This is a genomic window from Streptomyces sp. NPDC054786 (genome assembly GCF_053611685.1).
The window spans coordinates 134,541-153,429 of sequence record NZ_JBSHAW010000012.1 but is presented as its reverse complement, the minus strand read 5'-3'; the positions used below and the strand labels follow the sequence as shown (position 1 = coordinate 153,429).

Below are 18,889 nucleotides of genomic sequence, written 5' to 3'. Positions count from 1 at the left end.
GGGGGGGGGGGGGCGGGGGGGGGGTCGGGGGGGGGGGGGGGGGGGGGGGGGGGGGGGGGGGGGGGGGGGGGGGGGGGGGGGGCCCCCCCCCCCCCGCCGTCGTGCGCCGGCCATCAGCTGGCGGCTGCGGAGTGCCATCTCGATCTCGAAGCGGGTCCGCGGGTCGCGGAGGCGGGCCCCGAACAGCTTCTCCAGCTGGCGCATCCGGTAGCGCACCGTCTGCGGATGGATGCTGAGTGCCTTGGCCACCTCCGGAGCCCCCATGCCGCCGAGCCACGCCAGCAGGGTGGCCTCCAGGCGCTCGCACCGCTCCGGCGTCAGTCCCGCGAGGGGGCTCAGATGGCGGGCTATCAGGGTGCGGGACAGTGATTCGTCCTGGAGGAGCAGGAGGGATGAGAGGTGGTCGTCGACGAACACCACGCCGGCCTCGGGGCCGTCGTGCGGGGAGGCCAGATCCAATAGCCGGGACGCGGAGCGCACGGACGCGGCGGCCTCGTGCGGCGACACCGCATGACCGACCACGGCGGCGCGATGCCGCAGTACGCCCTTCAGCCTGGCCCGTCCGCTCTTGCCGTCGGCGAGCTGGGCGGGGATCAGCAGGCCCGGTGCCTCGCCCGGTGCACTGACCAGACAGTCGCCCAGTGCGGACGCCACGAGGTGGATGTCGGTGTCCGTGCGCAGCATGATCGCGCGCACCTTGTCGGGTAGCGGCCGGCCGCGTCGAAGTACCTCCTCGATCAGGCGGGTGACCTGCTGGTGACCGCCACGTTCGATGACTTCCCGGAAGCCTGGATTGCGATCGCAAAGTGTTTGCGCGATCAGTTCGGTCAGGATCGCGAGTTGGTCGTCTTCGCTATCGGCCGGGATGTCGCATTGCGGTAAGGCGTCGTTGAGGGCTTCGCTCACCATTCTGCCTCTGTTTCATCGCGCGGGAAGCTGGTCCAGCCTGTTCTACCCCACCTGGCACGTGCCGTCGGCAGCTGACAGAACTCGTTCGGAAGTCCTTACGGATTCCGTCAGAAGTCCTTCCGCTTTGCGACAGAAACTGTGTGAGATGCGGCGCCACAAGAGCGTACCCCCAGGTTCCGGTTGGAAGGAATCGTGTTGCTGTGACGAAGAAACCGTGATGTCGCCGCCAACGGAACCGTTCTGGAAGGTCTCGGACGGGGCGTCAGTCCGACGGCCCTGGTTAGGCTGGGGCGGCTGTTCGGCCCCTCCGAACGAGATGTGAACGAGTGATGTCAGGAATCGTGCGTACCGCCTCCTAGCTGCGACAGGACTGGTGAATGTGAAGATCCTCATCTCCGCGGACATGGAGGGCGCCACCGGCGTGACCTGGCCCGCCGACGTGCTGCCCGGCACCCCCCAATGGGAGCGCTGCCGCCATATGTTCACTTCCGACGTCAATGCGGCGATTGCCGGATTCTTCGACGGCGGGGCCGACGACGTACTGGTCAACGAGGCGCACTGGACGATGCGCAATCTGCTGCTGGAACAGCTCGACGAGCGGGCGCAGATGCTCACCGGGCGACATAAATCACTCAGCATGGTCGAAGGCGTGCAGCACGGTGATGTCGACGGCATCGCGTTCGTCGGCTACCACACCGGGGCCGGCACCGAAGGCGTCCTCGCGCACACCTACCTCGCCAACACCCTCACCGGTGTCTGGGTCGACGGCACCCGCGCCAGCGAGGGCCATCTCAACTCCCTCGTGGTCGCCGAGTACGGCGTACCCGTGGTGCTGGTCACCGGCGACGACCGCACCTGTCAGGACGCGCTGGGCTACGCCCCGCAGGCGCCCGGTGTGGCGGTCAAGGACTATGTGTCGCGCTATGCGGCGGTGTGCCGGCCGCCGGCCCGTACGGCGGCCGAGATCCGGGCCGCGGCCTGCAAGGGGGCGGCGCTCGCGGTGCGCCATGAACCGTCCCGGAGCGGGCCGTTCCGGGTCGAGTTGGAGTTCGACGCCGAGCATCTGGTGGGCGCGGCGACCTGCGTACCCGGCGTGGAGCGCACGGGGGAGCGCCGTGTCGCGTATACCGGTCAGGACATGTACGAAGCCATCCGGTGCTTCAAGGCGGTCACCACCGTCGTCTCGTCCGCCGTGGAGGAACAATATGGCTGAGCGTGAGAAGGCCGGGGAACCGGGAGCTGAGCAGGCCGTCGGCGTGGACCGGCAGGCGCTCGACGAGGTGGTGCGGTTCACCTCCGAACTGATCCGGATCGATACCGGCAACGCCGGTGACGGCGCCTGTCGGGAACGGCCGGCCGCCGAGTACGTCGCCCAGCGGCTGGCCGAGGCCGGGCTGACGCCGACGCTGCTGGAGCGCAGCGCGGGCCGTACGAATGTGGTCGCCCGTATCGACGGCACCGACCCCGGGGCCGACGCCCTGCTGGTGCACGGCCATCTGGACGTGGTCCCCGCCGAACCCGCCGACTGGAGCGTGCACCCCTTCTCCGGGGAGGTCCGCGACGGCGTGGTCTGGGGCCGGGGCGCCATCGACATGAAGAACATGGACGCGATGGTGCTCGCCGCCGTACGGCAGTGGGCCCGCAGCGGGGTGCGGCCGCGGCGTGACATCGTGCTGGCCTTCACCGCAGACGAGGAGGCCAGCGCCGAGGACGGCTCGGGTTTCCTGGCCGACCGGCACGCCGAGCTCTTCGAGGGCTGCACCGAAGGCATCAGCGAGTCCGGAGCCTTCACCTTCCATGCGGGCGGCGGGATGCAGCTGTACCCGATCGCGGCGGGGGAGCGCGGCACGGCCTGGCTGAAGCTGACCGCCCGGGGCCGGGCGGGGCACGGCTCGAAGGTCAACCGCGACAACGCCGTCAGCCGGCTGGCCGCGGCCGTGGCCCGGATCGGCGAGCACGAGTGGCCGGTCCGGCTCACCCCGACCGTGCGGGCCGCCCTCCGCGAACTCGCCGCGCTGCACGCCGTCGAGGTGGATGTCGACTCGCCGCGTTTCGATGTCGATGCGCTGCTCGGCAAGCTCGGCCCGGCCGCCAAGCTGGTCGAGCCGACCGTCCGCAACAGCGCCAATCCGACGATGCTGTCGGCCGGTTACAAGGTCAATGTGATCCCGGGATCCGCCGTCGCCCATGTGGACGGCCGGGTGGTTCCCGAGGGCGAGGCGGAGTTCCGTACGACCATGGACGAGCTCACGGGACCCGACGTGAGCTGGGAATATCACCACCGCGAGGTCGCGCTGCAGGCCCCGGTCGACTCCCCGGCCTATGCCGCGATGCGGGCCGCGATCGAGCGGTTCGACCCCGACGGCCATGTCGTGCCCTACTGCATGTCCGGCGGCACGGACGCCAAGCAGTTCTCCCGGCTGGGCATCACCGGCTATGGTTTCTCGCCGCTCAAACTGCCCGAGGGGTTCGACTACCAGGCGCTCTTCCACGGCGTGGACGAGCGTGTGCCGGTCGAGGGACTGCACTTCGGCGTCCGGGTGCTCGATCACTTCCTGCGCACGGTCTGACCGGCCGGCGCCTCGTCCGACGGTGGAGGAGAGGAACTGCACATGGTGACCACAGCTCCGTACGGCAACTGGGCGTCCCCGATGGACGCCCGGACGGTCGCCGCGCACGACGGCAGGCCGGCTTTTGTGGGTGTGGTCGGCGACGAGGTGTGGTGGACGGAACCGCGGCCCGCCGAGGGCGGCCGGCGGGCACTGGTCCGCCTGCGGCCGGACGGCACAGAGGAGTCGGTGCTGCCCGCGCCCTGGAACGTCCGCAGCCGGGTGCTGGAGTACGGCGGTCAGCCCTGGGCCGGCACGGTCACCGAGCACGGACCGCTGGTCGTCTTCAGCAACTTCGCCGACCAGCGGCTGTACGTCTGCACGCCGGACAGCGGCGACGCCCCGCGCCCGCTCACCCCGCTGTCCGGCGCGGGTGCCGGACTGCGCTGGGTCGATCCGGTGCTGCGCCCGGAACTCGGCGAGGTGTGGTGTGTCCTGGAGGAGTTCACGGGCGACCGGCCGACCGACGTGCGCAGGGTGATCGCGGCCGTGCCGCTCGACGGCTCGGCCGCCGAACACCGCGCCTCCGTAAGAGAGTTGAGCGATGACCGGCACCGCTTCGTGACCGGGCCGCGGATCTCGGCGGACGGGCGACGCGCCGCATGGCTCGCCTGGGACCACCCCCTGATGCCCTGGGACGGCACGCTGGTGATGGTGGCCCGGATCACCGGCAGGGGCGAGTTCGAGGACATCCGGCCGCTCGTCGGCGACCTCGGCACCGGCGCGGCGGACGGCGGCGCGAGCGGCGAGTCCGTCGCGCAGATCGAGTGGGCGGCCGATGGCTCGCTGCTCTTCGTCTCGGACCTCAGCGGCTGGTGGGAGGTGCGGCGGATCGATCCCGACGGTGGGGGGCGCCCCGCGCGAGCCAGGCCGAGTGCGGGGGAGGCGCCGAGGCCGGGGGAGGACGACGGCGTGGTGGCGAGCCACGGCCTGTGCCCGTCCCGGCAGGAGGAGTTCGGCGGGCCGCTGTGGAACGTCGGGCAGCGCTGGTTCCTGCCCCTGGAGAACGGCACCCTCGCGGTGATCCACGGCCGCGGCTCCACCACCCTGGGCATCCTCGACCCGGTGAGCGGCGAACTCGTCGACTCCGCGGGCCCGTGGACGGAATGGGCGCCCACCCTCGCCGTGCACGGCAGCCGCGTCCTGGGCATCGCCGCCGGCCCGCACAGCTCGTACGAGATCGTCGAGCTGGACACCTGCACCGGACGCACCCGGGTGATCGCCTGCCGGCACGCCGACGTCCTGGACCCGGCCTACCACCCCCGGCCGCAGAGCCGTACCTTCACCGGCCCCGACGGGCGGGACATCCACGCCCACATCTATCCGCCGCACAGCCCCGACCACCGGGGACCCGACGGCGAGCTGCCGCCCTTCGTGGTGTGGGCACACGGCGGCCCCACCGGCCATGCCCCGCTGGTGCTCGACCTGGAGATCGCGTACTTCACCTCACGGGGCATCGGTATCGCCGAGGTCAACTACGGCGGTTCGACCGGCTACGGCCGGGAGTACCGCGAGCGGCTGCGCGGCCAGTGGGGTGTGGTGGACGTCGAGGACTGTGCGGCCGTCGCCGCCGCCCTGGCCGACGAGGGCACCGCCGACCGCGCCCGGCTGGCCATCCGCGGCGGCAGCGCCGGCGGCTGGACCGCCGCCGCCTCGCTGACCGCCACCGACCTCTACGCCTGCGGCACCATCAGCTATCCGATCCTGGACCTGACCGGCTGGGCCACCGGCGAGACCCATGACTTCGAGTCGCAGTATCTGGAATCGCTGGTCGGTCCGTTCGCCGAGGTGCCCGACCGCTACCGCGAGCGCTCGCCGCTGCACCGCGCGGACCGGATCGCCGCACCGTTCCTGCTGCTCCAGGGCCTGGACGATGTGATCTGCCCGCCCGTGCAGTGCGAACGCTTCCTCGCCGAGGTCGCCGGGCGGGGTATACCGCATGCCTATCTGGCCTTCGCCGGGGAGGGGCACGGATTCCGCCGGGCGGACACCATCGTGCGCGCCGTGGAGGCCGAACTCTCCCTCTACGCCCAGGCCTTCGGCCTCGCCCGGAGCGATGTCCCGGTGCTGGAGCTGCGCGGATGACGGCGGCGGAGCCGGTCCGGCCGCCGCGGCTGCGGCCCGGCGACCGGGTGGCGGTGGTGGCGCCCAGCGGTCCCCTCGCGCCGGAGCGGCTGGACCGCGGGCTGGACGTCCTGCGGGGCTGGGACCTCGACCCGGTCGCTGCGCCCCACGCCAGGGACACCCACACCACCCTGCGCTACCTGGCCGCCTCCGACGAGGAGCGGGCCCGCGACCTCCAGGAGGCGTGGTGCGACCCCCGGGTCAAGGCGGTGTTCGCGGCACGGGGCGGCTATGGCGCCCAGCGGATGGTCGAGCTGCTGGACTGGGAGGCCATCCGGGCGGCGGCGCCCAAACCGCTGATCGGCTTCAGCGATGTGACGGTGCTGCACGAGGCGTTCGCGGTGCGCGCCGGGGTGTCCACCCTGCACGGGCCGGCCGTTGCGGGTGAGGTCTTCCTCAAGGATGACGCCACCCGCGAGCATCTGCGGCGCACCCTCTTCGCACCGGAGACCGTCCAGGCCCTGGTAGCGCCGTCCGCCCGGCCACTGGTGCCCGGACGGGCCCGCGGGATCACCCTCGGCGGCTGTCTGACCATGCTCGCCACCGAGTTGGGCACGCCGCGGGCCAGGCGCGGCGCGGCGGGCGGCCTCCTGCTGCTGGAGGACATCGGGGAGCCGCCGTACCGCCTCGACCGGGCGCTGACCCAACTCCTGCGCGGCGGCTGGCTGGACGGTGTGGCCGGCATCGTGCTCGGCTCCTGGGCCCGCTGCGGTCCCTACGACCAGGTGCGCGCGGTGCTGGTGGACCGGCTGGGCGGGCTCGGGGTGCCGGTGGCCGAGGAGTTCGGTTTCGGGCACGGCGAGTCCGCGCTGACCATGCCGCTGGGCGTCCGCGGGGAGCTGGACGCGACGGCCGGCACGCTGACCTTCGAGGGGCCGGCGACGGTGTGAGCAGGCGGCATGGCCGGTATCGCCGTGGGCGACCGGCTGCGCGCCATCGACGGCCGCCCGTCCCGGGGCGCACCGGTCACCAAGGCTTGAGCTGATGCACCGTCATGAAGACGCCTGTCAGGGCGGTTTGACGCGCAGATCGCACCGCACCGCCCGGGAGACGGCGCTGAACTGACGTCCTAACAGAGACTCGCGTCAGGTCCGTTGACATCCCATTACTCGTGTCACAGCATGAGCGCGCCGCTACCGACTGGTTGGTACGACGTGTGTGGAGGTCTTCGTGCCCAGCGTGTCCCGAGGCGGGTCCCGCCCCGTACTCCGCATGTCCCTCGCCCTGCTGGCCGGCTCCGCCCTCGCCGCCCCCCTCGTCCTGAGCGCCCCCGCGGGCGCCGCCGCCGACCCGTACACCGTCACCGCGCTGAAGGTCACCGTCCGGGCCGGTGACCGCAAGTGCACCCTCGACACGGACGTCTACCGCCCGGCCGGCGCCGACGCCGCCCACCCGGCGCCCGCCGTGCTGACCACCAACGGCTTCGGCGGCAACAAGGCGGACGGCCCGACCGACGCCCTCGCCAAGGCCTTCGCCGCCCGCGGCTATGCGGCCCTGGCCTACTCCGGACTCGGCTTCGGCAAGACCGGCTGCCCGATCTCCCTCGACGACCCCAGGATCGACGGCCAGGCGGCAAGCGGGCTGGTCGACCTGCTGGCCGGCGCCCGTACGGCCGACGACGGGACGCGTATCGACTACGTCGCCATGGACGGGGCGGGTGATCCGCGGGTCGGCATGATCGGCGGGTCCTACGGCGGGGCGGTCCAGTTGGCCACCGCCGCGGTCGACCACCGGGTCGACGCGCTGGTCCCGCTCATCACCTGGAACGACCTCTCCTACTCCCTCGACCCCAACAACGCCGGCCGCACGCACGGCGTCACCGGACCGCTGCCCGGTGCGTACAAGTGGCAGTGGACGGACGGGTTCTTCCTGATCGGCGAGGCGCAGGGGCTGCTGCATCCGGGCCTCGACCCGTCACGGACCGGCGGTGCCGGCTGTCTGCACTTCGTCGCGCGGGCCTGCGACACCAAGCGGCTGCTGGATTCCGGCAGATACCCGGCCGAGCGGACCCGGGCCGTGCTCACCTACGCGCGCAGTGTCTCCCCGGTCTCGTACCTGGCGTCGGTCAAGGCGCCGACGCTGCTGGTCCAGGGCCAGGACGACACCCTGTTCAACCTCAACGAGGCCGCCGCCACCTACCGGTCCCTGGCCGCACAGGGCACCCCGGCCAAGATGATCTGGCAGGCCTGGGGCCACAGCGGCGGGATGAAGAAGCCGGCGCAGGGCGAACTCGACCTGGCGCAGGGCAACCTGGACAGCAGCTATGCCGGGCGGCGGATCCTTGCGTGGTTCGACCGGTATCTGCGCCACCGGACGGCGACCGGCACCGGCCCGGCCTTCGCGTACTACCGGGACTGGGCGGCCGGCGGGTCCGCCTACGCCACCTCGCCCCGCTTCCCGGTGGGCGGCAGCCGGCGGCTGTACCTCTCCGGGGACGGCAAGCTCGTCGGCCGTCGCAGCGAGGTGGCGCGCGGCAGCCGGGAGTACCGCAATCTGCGGATGGCCACCAGCCACTCGGAGAGTTCGCTGACCGGGCTGCTCGGCCTGCCGGACGCGGCGCCGTACGACGCCAGGGGCACCTATCTGGACTGGACATCGGCGCCGGTGGCGGGCGGACCGGTGGATGTGGTGGGTGCGCCCGAGGTGACGCTGAAGGTTTCCTCCCCGCAGGCCGAGCGGGTGCAGAGCTCCTCGGACGCGGCCGACAAGCTGGTCCTCTTCGCCAAGCTCTACGACGTCGCGCCGGACGGCAGCAAGACGCTGGTGCACCGGTTGGTGGCCCCGGCCCGGGTGACCGATGTGACCCGGAGGTTCACCGTGGAACTGCCGGGCATCGTGCACCGATACGAGCCGGGGCACCGACTGCGCTTCGTCCTCGCCGCGAGCGACGACGCCTATGCGGGCAATCGAGGGGAGAAGCCGGTGACGGTCAGCAGTACGCCCGAGGACACCGGAGTACTCGAACTGCCCGTCACACAAGGGGTGCTGCGGTAGCGGATGGGGTGGATGCCGTAGGGACAAGAAGGAGGGCGGAGGGTGCCGGGCGCGCCGCGGGCGCCGGGTGTCAGCCGGGAGCCGCGCGCGTCAGCCGGGTCGTCCGCGAAGGTGGTGGCTCAGTCGTCCGTGACCGTGATGGCCTGCACGGGGCAGGCACGGGCGGCCTCTCGCACCAGCGGGTCGCCCGCGCCGTCCTCACGGCCGGGCAGCAGGGCGCTGAAACCGTCGTCGTCCTGGGTGAACACTCCCGGTGCGGTCAGGGCGCACTGGCCGGCGCCGATACAGGTGTCGGTGTCGATGGTGATCCGCATCCCGGACCCCTTTCGTTCGTCTGCCGTCCTGGCTGCTACCAGGCCAGCGGCAGTTCGATCATTCCTTGCAGTGTGTCGCCCGGCTTGAAGGGGACCTCGGCGGCCGGGACGGCGAGCCGCAGGTCCGGGATCCTGGTGAACAGCGAGCGCAGCGCGATCTCCATCTCGGCGCGGGCGAGGTTTTGCCCCAGACACTGGTGGATGCCGAAGCCGAATGCCACGTGGTGGCGGGAGGAACGGTCGAGGTCCAACTCGTCCGGCGACGGATAGGCGGCCTCGTCGCGGTTGATCAGCGACGTGGGGAACAGGACGCCGTCGTCGGCGCGGATGAGCTGTCCGCCGATCTCGATGTCCTCCTTGGCCACCCGCAGCATGCCGTCCGCGATGGACAGGAACCGCAGCAGCTCCTCGACGGCGGTCGGCATCAGGCCCTCCTCGGCCTTCAGCTGCGCCAGCTGCCCGGGGTGTTCGAGCAGCGTGAAGGTGCCGAGCGAAATCATGTTGGCGGTGGTCTCATGGCCGGCCACCAGCAGGATCATGGCGAGCCTGACCAGGTCGTCATGGGCGAGGGCGCCGGCCCGCAGCCGCTCCTCGATCAGTTCGTCCAGCAGCCCGTCGCCCGGGTTCTTCTCCTTGTGGGCGATCAGGTCGGTGAAGTACTCCTCCAGCTTGATCCGGGCGCCCTCCGCCTCCTTGGCCGTACGGCTGCGCAGGAGCCGGCGGGATTCCCCCTCGAAGAACTCGTGGTCGGAGTACGGGACGCCGAGCAGCGAGCAGATCACCATCGAGGGGACCGGCAGCGCGAACGCGGCGACCAGCTCGGCGGGCGGGCCCTCGGCCAGCATCCGGTCCAGCAGCTCGTCGACGATCCGGTGGATCTCCGGTCGCAGCGCGGCGACCCGCTTCACGCTGAAGCTGGGGATCAGCATCCGGCGCTGGGTGTTGTGCTCCGGGTCGTCGACCCCGATCAGCGGGGTCCTGACCTGGCGGATCGCGGCGAAGCGCTCGACCGGCATCGGGAAGGCCGGGTTCTGCCGGTCGGAGGAGAGCCGCTGGTCGCTCAGCAGCGCCCGCGCCTCGCTGTGGCCGGTTACCGCCCACACCGTGCGGCCGTCGTAGAGCGCGACATGTGTCAGCGGGCCGGTCTCCCGCAGGGGCTGATAGCCGGCGGGCGGGTGGTAGGGGCAGGTGCGGTCCTGAAAGTAAGAGATGGCTTCGGTCACGGAATTCCTCCCGTACGAGGAGCTCAAGTGGGTCGAGCTGCTCGGATTGTGAGATGTCAATGCTGAAGCGCGCCGTGTTCGCCGCGCTGATCTCACCTCATGCCTCCGATGCCGGGCACGTCTACGCGCAGTTCGGCCAATTTCGCTCAGGTTCGCTCATTTTCGGAACCATCACCTCCGTTCAGCGGCCGTACGAGGGTCTCGATCACCCCGTCCAGATAGCGGTCGCGCGCGGCGCCGGCCGGCAGGCTCTGCGGGACGGCGTGCCCGAGCTGTGTGTGCCCGAGGTAGGCGGTGTACGCGAGCAGGCCGCGGTGACCGGCCTCGTCCTCGGGAAAGCCCAGCTCCGCGAAGAGCGTGGCGAGATAGCCGATGCGCCGGGCGGTCACCCGGGCGAGCGCGGCGGCCACCCGCGGGTGCGCGGCGGTCGCCAGCAGCGAGACGTCCCGCGGGTCCGCTGCGGACCAGCTCGTGGCCCGCAGGAGCAGCCGTCGCAGCCGCTCGCCGGGGTCGGGTTCGGCCGCCACTTCGGTGATCACGGCCTCTGTGCCGACCTCTTCCCAGCGCTGCAGCGCGGCCTCGATCAGCGCGTCCCGGTTGGTGAAGTGCCAGTAGAAGCTGCCCTTGGTGGTGCCCAGCCGGGCGGCCAGCGGCTCCACGGCCACCGCGGCGAGCCCGCCCTCGCCCATGGCCGTCAGCGCGGCATCGGCCCAGTCCTGGGCGGTCAGCCGCTGTCGTGCGCCGCTGTTGCGGGGTGCCTTCGCTCGCTGTGGGGCCATATCCATACGGTACCGTACGGTCAAACATACGCCACCGTATGGAGGTGCCCCGTGCGTGCCGTTCGTGCCGTTCGAGAAGTCCATGCCCGCACCGTCCCCGCCCCGGCCGCGACCGTCGGGGCCCTGCTCGACCGGCTCGGCGGCGAGGACGATCCGCTCTTCCCCACGCCCGCCTGGCCGCCGATGCGCTTCGACCGCCCGCTGGGCGTCGGCGCCGACGGAGGGCACGGTTTCGTCCGCTACCGCGTCGCCGCATACGAGCCGGGCAGACGCCTCCGCTTCGACTTCACCGACGGAGGGACCGGATGGCACGAAGCCACCGTGCATCCGCTGGGCCCCGGCAGCTGCCGGGTGGAACACGTCCTGGAGAGTCAACTCCCGCTGTTCCGGCGTCTGATGTGGTCACTGGCGATCCGCCCCGTGCACGGCACGGTCGTGGAGGAGCTCCTCGACAACATCGAACGGGCGGCCACCGGCCGGGTGTCGGCCCCGGCCCGCCGTTCCGCCCGGGTACGCCTGCTCCACCGTCTGCTCTGGGACCGGCCCCGGGCCGTCCCCCTCCCCGGCACGGCCCGGCTGGCGCACGGCGCCTTCCCGCGAACGGACTTCCAGGACGCCTGGCAGCTGGAGCTGCGGCCCGGTATGCCACCGGAGCCGGAGGCCTGGCAGGGCGTGCTGCGCGGGGCCGCCTTCCCCGTCGTCGGGCGCACGGACCACGAGATCCTGCTCGGTGCCGACACCCGTCAACTGGGGTTCCGCGCCTCGGTCCATGTCGCGGACGGCCGGGTCACGCTCGGCACCGTCGTCCGCATCCACCGAGCGGGCGGCCGCCTCTACTTCGCCGTCGTACGCCGTTTCCACCCGTTCATGGCCCGCCTGATGCTGCGCCGCTTCCACCGCCGGCTGGCGCTCGCCGCACCGAGCGCGGGGGAGCGGGAGGCGCCGCGGGCGTGATCCGGGCCCCGTGCCACACTGCCGCGATGGGGCAACGACACGGCGGTGGGCGCAGCGGCGGTACGGACCTGGCCTGGGCGGCCCTGGCCGGCGACCCGGCACTGACGGAGCGGATCGCGTACGGCGGTCCCCCCGGTCTGCTGCCGGCCCGGCTCCCGGTCATGTCGCTGGCCCGGTCCACGGTCGCGGTCTGCGCGCTGGCCGCGGCCGAACTGACGGCGCGGCGCACCGGCGGTCCGGTGCCCGCCGTACGGGTCGACGACGGCGCGGTGGCCACCGCCTTCGTCAGCGAACGCCATCTGCGGGTCGACGGCCGCGCCTGCTCGGCCTTCGCACCGCTCTCCCGCTTCTGGCGCACCGCCGACGGCTGGGTACGGACTCACGCCAACTACCCGCAACACCGTGCCCGGTTGCTGCGCGCGCTCGGCCTCCCCGAGACCGTCGAGGCGGCCGGCGTCGAGACCGAGCTGTCCGGCCGCCGGGCCGAGGAGATCGAGGAGACGGTCTGCGCCGAGGGCGGGCTGGCCGTCGCCGCCCGCACCCCCGGGGCCTGGACCGCCCACCCACAGGGCGCCGCCGTGGCCGCCCACCCGCTGCTGACCCTCGCCCCCCTCGGCGACGCACCCGCCCGCCCGCCGGCACCGCTCGTCGGCACACCGACACTCCCGGCCGCCGGGCTGCGGGTGCTCGATCTGACCCGGGTGATCGCCGGGCCGGTAGCCACCCGCACGCTGGCCCTGCTCGGCGCGGACGTCCTGCGGATCGACGCCCCGCAGCTGCCGGAGAGTCAGGACGCCCACAGCGACACCGGCTTCGGCAAGCGGTCCGCCGCGCTCGACCTCGGCTCGCCCGCCGGCCGCGCAACTTTCGAGGAGCTGCTCTCCCGCGCGGACGTGGTGGTGACCGGCTACCGTCCGGGCGCACTCGACCGCTTCGGCCTCACCCCCGAGGAGCTGGCCGCACGCCGCCCGGGTCTGGTGGTGGCCCGGCTCTCCGCCTGGGGCGACGACGGGCCCTGGGGCGGCCGGCGCGGCTTCGACAGCGTGGTGCAGGTGGCCACCGGGATCGCCGCCCTCGAAGCGGAGGCGGACGGCACCCCCGGCGCACTGCCCGCCCAGGCGCTCGACCACGGCACCGGCTATCTGCTGGCGGCGGCCGTGTTCCGCGCACTGACCGAACAGTCCCGGACCGGCGGCTCGTTCCTCGCCACCCTCGCCCTGGCCCGTACCGCACGCTGGCTGATGCACGACCTGGCGGACGGCGGCGAACGGCACAACGCCCCCAGGACACCCGGACCGGAACCGGAAACACCCGGCGCCTACGACCCCGCGCACCACCTCCGTGAAACCGACAGCACCCTCGGCCTCCTCCGCCACGCCCTCCCACCCGTCTCCTTCGACGGCGCGCCGGCCACCTGGGCAACCCCGCCCGGCCACTGCGGCAGGGATGCGCCGGTGTGGCGGTAGGGCCGGCTCACGGCCGGTGTGGCGGTAGGGCCGGTTCTTATGTGCCAGGGCGGTTCGGGGCGCGGGCAAACCGCTGGCTCCCCGCCCGCCCCCTCCGTACGATCTTCCGGTGACGACCAACGACCGCTACCTCGCACATGGCCCCCGGGTGGGCATCCGGCACTTCACCGCCGCCGACCGGGAAGAGTTCACCGCGTTGGCCCGGGAGAGTGCGGAGCTGCACCGGCCCTGGCTCTTTCCGCCGGCCGAGGACGCTGCCTACGACGGCTATCTGCACCGGCTCCAGGAGCCGGAGCGCGAGGGATTCCTGATCTGCGAGCGCACCGACGGCCGGATCGCCGGCTACCTCACGATCAACAACATCGTGCACGGCGCCTTCCGCTGCGGCGCGATCGGCTACGGCGCCTTTGCGCACGCCGCCGGGCGGGGGCTGATGAGCGAGGGGCTGCGGCTGGTCCTGCACCATGCCTTCGGGGCGATGGGGCTGCACCGGCTGGAGGTCAATGTCCAGCCGGCCAACGCACGGTCGATCGCACTGGTCAGGCGGGCCGGGTTCCGGCTGGAGGGGTTCTCCCCCGACTTCCTCTTCATCGGCGGCGCCTGGCGCGACCACGAGCGCTGGGCGATCACCGCCGAGATGGTCGCCGGGGAAGGCGTGTGATTCCCTGTCCGCCATGGACATCGTCTTCCGGCGCAGCGTGCCGGTCTTCCGGATCTTCGACGTGGCCAAGGCCCATGAGTTCTATGTCGACTACCTCGGCTGCACGGTCGACTGGGAACACCGCTTCGAGCCCGGAATGCCGCTCTACACCCAGGTGTCGCGCGGTGACCTCGTGCTGCATCTGTCGGAGCACCACGGCGACGCGACCCCCGGCTCCACGCTCTACACGGAGCTGAGCGGGGTGCGCGCGCTCCATGCCGAGCTGGCCGCCAAGGGCTATCCGTATCTGCGGCCCGGACTGGAGCAGGACGAGATCGGGACCTCGCTCACGCTGACCGACCCCTTCGGGAACCGGCTGCGCTTCAACGAGCCGGACGCCGGCACGCAGCCGTCCGACGGGGCACGGGCTAGCGGGACTTGCGGTTGATCTTCATGGTGTCCATGTCGGTGGCCGTGGACCGCAGCTCCCGATAGCCGAGGCCGGCGGCCCGCAGGGCACTCTCCGCCCTGTCCTCGGCGAGCGCGGCCGCCATCTCCTCGCCGTCCGCCGCATCCGAGACGACGACAAAGCGATAACTGAAGGAGTGCAGCGCGCTGTCGTACGCCAGCGCGCCCTCGGGTGTGAACCGGAACTGCGCCAGATCGTGATCGTCCAGCTCGGCGAGCAGCTTTGCCCGGGACGGTGCGGTGAGGCCGTCCCACCTGCCACGGACGATGACCCGGTAGGTGTGCTGCGTCGTCATGGGTGCCGTTTTCCGTTCTGCCGTTCGCCGTTGAGCCGGGATGACAGGCTATTGCGGCGGACCTTCCGAGGCCTCCGCTTTTTCCGCGCCCCTGTGTGACGATCCCCGTATGCGCCGGACGATACTGATCGATGCCCCCTCCAACCTGGGACTTCGGCCGCCCGCGCCCGGCACCGTCCCCGGCTGCTACAAGCTCGCGGGCGCGCTGCGCGAGCAGGGACTGCTGCGGCGACTGGGCGCGCTGGAGGGCGGTGTGGTGGTGCCGCCCCGCTACGACCTGGGGGAGTGGCGGGAGGGGGACGGCGACTTCAACGCCGCCGCTCTCGCCGTCTATACGGGCGACGCGGACGTCCTCGACCCGTCCGTCATGCCGGCCGTCGACAGCCCCGACCCGGGCGGCCTGCTCACCGGGGAACTCCGTGTGCTGCTCGGCCCGTTGGCCGCCTCGCCGCGCTGTGCCGGCATCAACGTCACCATCTACGACCCGGACCGCGATCCCGACGGGACCGGCGCGGCGCTGCTCGCCGACCTCCTTGAGGACCTCTTTGCGCAACCCTGACCTCACCCGGCCGCAAGAAGCCCTGTGCAGACCGGCGATCACGCGGTTCCATGGTCAACAGGAGGCCGCCGCAGCCGAGGCGGCCCGGTCCAGCATTGCGAGGCAGCCGTGGCCACGAGAGTGCGACGCACCACCCTGACCCTCCCCGCAGCCCCCCTCGGCCCCGACAACCCCCTGCCCGCTCTGCGCGGCGGCCAGGACCTGCACCGCATCGAGATCCCCCAGGACGCCGGTCTGCCCGCCGACATGACACGGCAGATCGGCTGTGCGCCGCTGAGCTCGATCCTGCCGGCCCGGATGCGCGACGGCTACGGCCGCACCCGCCGTGCCACCGACCTCGATGCGCTGGTCATCGAGAACGACCGGCTGCGCGCCACCGTCCTGCCCGGCCTCGGCGGCCGGGTGTACTCGCTGCACCACAAGCCCACCGACCGTGAACTGCTCTACCGCAACCCGGTGTGGCAGCCCGCGGCCTTCGCCCTCAACGGCGCCTGGTTCTCCGGCGGCATCGAATGGAACATCGGCGCCACCGGCCACACCACCCTCTCCTGTGCCCCGCTGCACGCGGCCCGTGTCCCGGCGCCGGACGGCGGGGAGATGCTGCGGCTGTGGGAGTGGGAACGGCTGCGCGACCTGCCCTTCCAGGTGGATCTGTGGCTGCCGGACGGCTCCGACTTCCTCCACGTCGGCGTACGGATCCGCAATCCGCACCACCACACGGTCCCCGTCTACTGGTGGTCCAACATCGCCGTTCCCGAGGCCGAGAGCAGCCGCGTCCTGGCCCCCGCCGACGAGGCCTGGCACTTCGGCTACGAGCGGAGCCTGCGCCGCGTCCCGGTCCCGGACTTCGACGGCGCCGACCGGACGTACCCGCTGCGCAGTGAGTTCCCCGCCGACTACTTCTACGAGGTGCCCGACGGCGCCCGCCGCTGGATCACCTCCCTCGACGCCGACGGCCGCGGCCTGGTGCAGACCTCCACCGACACGCTGCGCGGCCGCAAGCTCTTCCTGTGGGGCGCGGGCCGCGCCGGGCGGCGCTGGCAGCAGTGGCTCACCGAGCCGGGCACCGGCGGCTACGCCGAGATCCAGGCAGGTCTGGCCCGTACCCAGCTGGAGCATGTACCGCTGGACGCCGGTGGGGAGTTCGCCTGGCTGGAGGCGTACGGGCCGCTGGACACCGACCCCGCGACGGTGCACGGCGCGGACTGGGGTGCGGCCCGCGAAGAGGTCACGGCCCGGCTGGCAGCCGCCCTGCCGCGCGAGGACGTCGACGCCGCCTACGCCGCCTGGCTGCCGTACGCCGACCAGGAACCGAAGGAGTCGCTGGCCACCGGCTCCGGCTGGGGCGCGCTGGAGGCCGCCCGCGCGGGCCTGGACCTGCCCGGTACGCCGTTCGACGCGGCCACGCTGGGCGCGGAGCAGGAGCCTTGGCTGACGCTGCTCCATACCGGGGATCTGCCGGCCGCCGGGCCCGTACCCGGACCGGTGCTGGTCGCGCCGGCCTGGCGCGATCTGCTGGAGTCCGCACAGCCCGGCCCGGCCACCGACTACCACCTGGGGCTCGCCCAGTGGCACGCAGGCGATCGCGCCCAGGCCGTCCGCAGCTGGGAGCGTGCGCTCGGGCACGGGGCCGGCGCGCTGCCGCTGTACTGCCTGGCCGTTGCCGAGTCGGTGGCGGGCGAGACGGGGCGCGCCGCCGACCGCTATGTGCAGGCCTGCGCCGAGGCGGCCCGGGCGGCATCGGCGCAGGACCCGGCCGCGCGGGACTGGCGGGCGGTGCTGCCCGCCCTCGCCCGGGAGGCGGTGCCCGCGCTGCTCGCGGCCGGCCGTACCGACGAGGCGGCGGAACTGCTGGCGGGCCTGGACCGGGCCGATCCGGCCGACGGCCGCCTCCGGTTGCTGACCGCGCAGGTGCTGCTCGCCCAGGGGCAGCCGGCCGCGGCCCGGGAGATCTTCGACGCCGGCTTCGAGATCGCCGGTCTGCGGGAGGGCGACGAGGTGCTCGGCGACACCTGGTACGCCATCGCCGAGCGGCTGGTCGCGGGCGGCGGACCGGTCACCGAACAGGTCCGCGCCGAGGCCCGGTCGGCGCATCCGCTCCCCGAGCGGTACGAGTACCGGATGCGGCCGGTCTAGCCGGTGGGACCGGCGGGCGGCATCGGCGCCGCCCGCCCGCATTCACCCCAGCGGCTTGTCGAGCACCGCCTTGCTGTGGCTGAAGGTGTCGAGTGAGTACTCGCCGTGGTAGCGCCCCATCCCGCTCTCGCCGACCCCGCCGAACGGCAGGTCGGGCGCGGTGAGATGGGCGACCGGCAGCCCGAAGGTGAGTGCGCCCGAGGAGGTCTCGGTCAGCAGCCGGTGCTTGGTGGCGTCGGACGCGGTGAACGCATAGAGCGCCAGCGGCTTGTCGCGCCCGTTGATGAAGGCGATCGCGGCGTCCAGGTCGGGCACCGGCACGATCGGCAGGACCGGGCCGAAGATCTCCTCCTGCATCACCGGTGCGTCGGGCGTGACATCGGCGAGGACGGTGGGCGCGAGATAGCGCGTGGCGCGGTCGTGGGGGCCGCCGATGACCGTGCGGCCGCTGTCGAGCAGGGCGGTCAGCCGGTCGAAGTGCCGCTCGTTGACGATCCGTCCGTACTCGTCGGCGCCGGACGGATCGGCTCCGTAGATCTCGTGCACCGCCTCGGCGAGATGCGGTTCGATGGCGCGGGCGGTGTCGCCGATCGCCAGGACGTAGTCGGGCGCCACACAGGTCTGGCCGGCGTTGAGGAACTTGCCGGTCACGATCCGCCGGGCCGCCGCGGCCAGATCCGTACCCGGGTCGAGGACGACCGGGCTCTTGCCGCCCAACTCCAGGGTGACCGGCGTCAGATGCCGTGCGGCGGCCGTCATCACGATCCGGCCGACGGTGCCGTTGCCGGTGTAGAAGATGTGGTCGAAGCGCTCGGCCAGCAGGGCGGTGGTCTCCGGGACGGCGCCCTCGACGACGGCCACCGCGTCGCTGTCCAGGTAGCGCGGCAGCAGGCGGGCGAGGGCGGCCGAGGTCGCGGGGGCGAGTTCGCTCGGCTTGACGACGGCGCAGTTGCCCGCGGCCAGCGCGCCGACGAGCGGGGCGAGCGCCAGTTGCAGCGGATAGTTCCAGGGCGCGATCACCAGGACGACGCCGAGCGGTTCGCGGACGACCTGTGCGGTCGCCGGGAGCAGCTGGTCGGGCAGCTCGGCGGGCCGGGGCGCCAGCCAGTCGTCGAGACGGGCCAGGGTGTGGTCGATCTCGTGGAGGGTGAAGCCGATCTCGGTGCGGTAGGCCTCCTCGGGGCCCTTGCCGAGGTCGCCGGCGAGCGCGGTGAGCAGCTCGTCGCCGTGCTCGGTGAGCAGGCTGCGCAAGGCGGCCAGTTGGCCGCGCCGCCAGTCCGGCGCGGCGGTACGGCGGGTGGCGAAGGTGCTGCGGAGCCGGCCGACGACAGCGGCGGCGTCCAGGTCGGTGATGGAGGTCTGCGATGCCATGACGCCGAGGCTACACGAAACGAAAACATTTCGTTTCGTAATGCTGC

The 18,889-nt window shown here is 72.5% G+C and carries 16 protein-coding genes and 1 pseudogene; 11 read left to right on the top strand and 6 right to left on the bottom strand.

The features are described 5' to 3' along the window. Window positions 1-186: 186 nt before the first annotated feature. Window positions 187-264: pseudogene (locus ACWGI6_RS12965) on the bottom strand (helix-turn-helix domain-containing protein); the annotation flags it as partial. Between the two features lie 1,024 nt (window positions 265-1,288). On the opposite strand from ACWGI6_RS12965, the gene ACWGI6_RS12960 reads away from it, so the two are divergent. The 5 genes from ACWGI6_RS12960 (at window position 1,289) to ACWGI6_RS12940 (ending at window position 8,636) form a co-directional block, all read left to right on the top strand. Further along, window positions 1,289-2,122 carry a M55 family metallopeptidase gene (locus tag ACWGI6_RS12960; protein ID WP_393908866.1) on the top strand — a complete coding sequence of 278 codons (834 nt, stop codon included), beginning with the start codon at window positions 1,289-1,291 and terminating at the stop codon, window positions 2,120-2,122. Continuing rightward, window positions 2,115-3,479: a M20/M25/M40 family metallo-hydrolase gene (locus tag ACWGI6_RS12955; RefSeq protein WP_453267532.1), complete on the top strand. Its 1,365-nt coding sequence runs from the start codon at window positions 2,115-2,117 to the stop codon at window positions 3,477-3,479. Before ACWGI6_RS12960 ends, ACWGI6_RS12955 begins: the two co-directional genes overlap by 8 nt. A 42-nt stretch (window positions 3,480-3,521) precedes the next feature. Next, window positions 3,522-5,603 (top strand): prolyl oligopeptidase family serine peptidase, encoded by a 2,082-nt coding sequence (locus ACWGI6_RS12950; protein ID WP_453267531.1) that lies wholly within the window; start codon window positions 3,522-3,524, stop codon window positions 5,601-5,603. Further along, on the top strand, window positions 5,600-6,532 hold the full coding sequence (locus ACWGI6_RS12945) for a S66 peptidase family protein (RefSeq protein WP_453267530.1): 933 nt from the start codon (window positions 5,600-5,602) through the stop codon (window positions 6,530-6,532). The genes ACWGI6_RS12950 and ACWGI6_RS12945 overlap by 4 nt, the downstream gene beginning before the upstream one ends. A 322-nt stretch (window positions 6,533-6,854) precedes the next feature. Beyond that, window positions 6,855-8,636 carry an alpha/beta fold hydrolase gene (locus ACWGI6_RS12940; protein WP_453267554.1) on the top strand — a complete coding sequence of 594 codons (1,782 nt, stop codon included), beginning with the start codon at window positions 6,855-6,857 and terminating at the stop codon, window positions 8,634-8,636. Window positions 8,637-8,755: 119 nt separating this feature from the next. On the opposite strand, the gene ACWGI6_RS12935 is transcribed toward ACWGI6_RS12940, so the two are convergent. From ACWGI6_RS12935 to ACWGI6_RS12925, 3 genes are all read right to left on the bottom strand, one after another. Beyond that, window positions 8,756-8,950, bottom strand: coding sequence for a ferredoxin (locus ACWGI6_RS12935; protein ID WP_393908751.1), 195 nt, complete (start codon window positions 8,948-8,950; stop codon window positions 8,756-8,758). A 35-nt stretch (window positions 8,951-8,985) separates the two neighbouring features. Then, window positions 8,986-10,173, bottom strand: a complete 1,188-nt coding sequence (locus ACWGI6_RS12930; protein ID WP_453267529.1) for a cytochrome P450 — start codon at window positions 10,171-10,173, stop codon at window positions 8,986-8,988. Between the two features lie 146 nt (window positions 10,174-10,319). Next, entirely contained in the window at window positions 10,320-10,958 is a 639-nt protein-coding gene (locus tag ACWGI6_RS12925; protein WP_453267528.1) for a TetR/AcrR family transcriptional regulator, read from the bottom strand. Window positions 10,959-11,003: 45 nt separating this feature from the next. On the opposite strand from ACWGI6_RS12925, the gene ACWGI6_RS12920 reads away from it, so the two are divergent. From ACWGI6_RS12920 to ACWGI6_RS12905, 4 genes are all read left to right on the top strand, one after another. Continuing rightward, window positions 11,004-11,906, top strand: a complete 903-nt coding sequence (locus tag ACWGI6_RS12920) for a DUF2867 domain-containing protein (protein WP_453267527.1) — start codon at window positions 11,004-11,006, stop codon at window positions 11,904-11,906. Window positions 11,907-11,932: 26 nt separating this feature from the next. After that, the gene (locus ACWGI6_RS12915; RefSeq protein ID WP_453267526.1) at window positions 11,933-13,372 is read left to right on the top strand and encodes a CoA transferase; all 1,440 of its coding nucleotides are present in this window, start codon (window positions 11,933-11,935) and stop codon (window positions 13,370-13,372) included. A gap of 109 nt (window positions 13,373-13,481) precedes the next feature. Next, window positions 13,482-14,033, top strand: coding sequence for a GNAT family N-acetyltransferase (locus ACWGI6_RS12910; protein WP_453267525.1), 552 nt, complete (start codon window positions 13,482-13,484; stop codon window positions 14,031-14,033). Between the two features lie 13 nt (window positions 14,034-14,046). Next, on the top strand, window positions 14,047-14,460 hold the full coding sequence (locus tag ACWGI6_RS12905) for a glyoxalase superfamily protein (protein WP_453267524.1): 414 nt from the start codon (window positions 14,047-14,049) through the stop codon (window positions 14,458-14,460). Here ACWGI6_RS12905 and ACWGI6_RS12900 read toward each other — a convergent pair. Further along, a complete protein-coding gene (locus ACWGI6_RS12900) occupies window positions 14,441-14,776 on the bottom strand; it encodes a DUF6204 family protein (RefSeq protein WP_453267523.1) in 336 nt (111 codons plus the stop codon). The genes ACWGI6_RS12905 and ACWGI6_RS12900 overlap by 20 nt on opposite strands. 109 nt (window positions 14,777-14,885) lie before the next feature. On the opposite strand from ACWGI6_RS12900, the gene ACWGI6_RS12895 reads away from it, so the two are divergent. Together ACWGI6_RS12895 and ACWGI6_RS12890 are read left to right on the top strand one after the other, a co-directional pair. Further along, on the top strand, window positions 14,886-15,335 hold the full coding sequence (locus tag ACWGI6_RS12895) for an arginase family protein (RefSeq protein ID WP_453267522.1): 450 nt from the start codon (window positions 14,886-14,888) through the stop codon (window positions 15,333-15,335). 108 nt (window positions 15,336-15,443) lie between these two features. Next, window positions 15,444-17,471 (top strand): DUF5107 domain-containing protein, encoded by a 2,028-nt coding sequence (locus ACWGI6_RS12890; protein WP_453267521.1) that lies wholly within the window; start codon window positions 15,444-15,446, stop codon window positions 17,469-17,471. Between the two features lie 42 nt (window positions 17,472-17,513). Here the strand turns inward: ACWGI6_RS12890 and ACWGI6_RS12885 are convergent, their stop codons facing one another. Further along, window positions 17,514-18,842, bottom strand: coding sequence for an aldehyde dehydrogenase family protein (locus tag ACWGI6_RS12885; protein WP_453267520.1), 1,329 nt, complete (start codon window positions 18,840-18,842; stop codon window positions 17,514-17,516). Window positions 18,843-18,889: the final 47 nt, after the last annotated feature.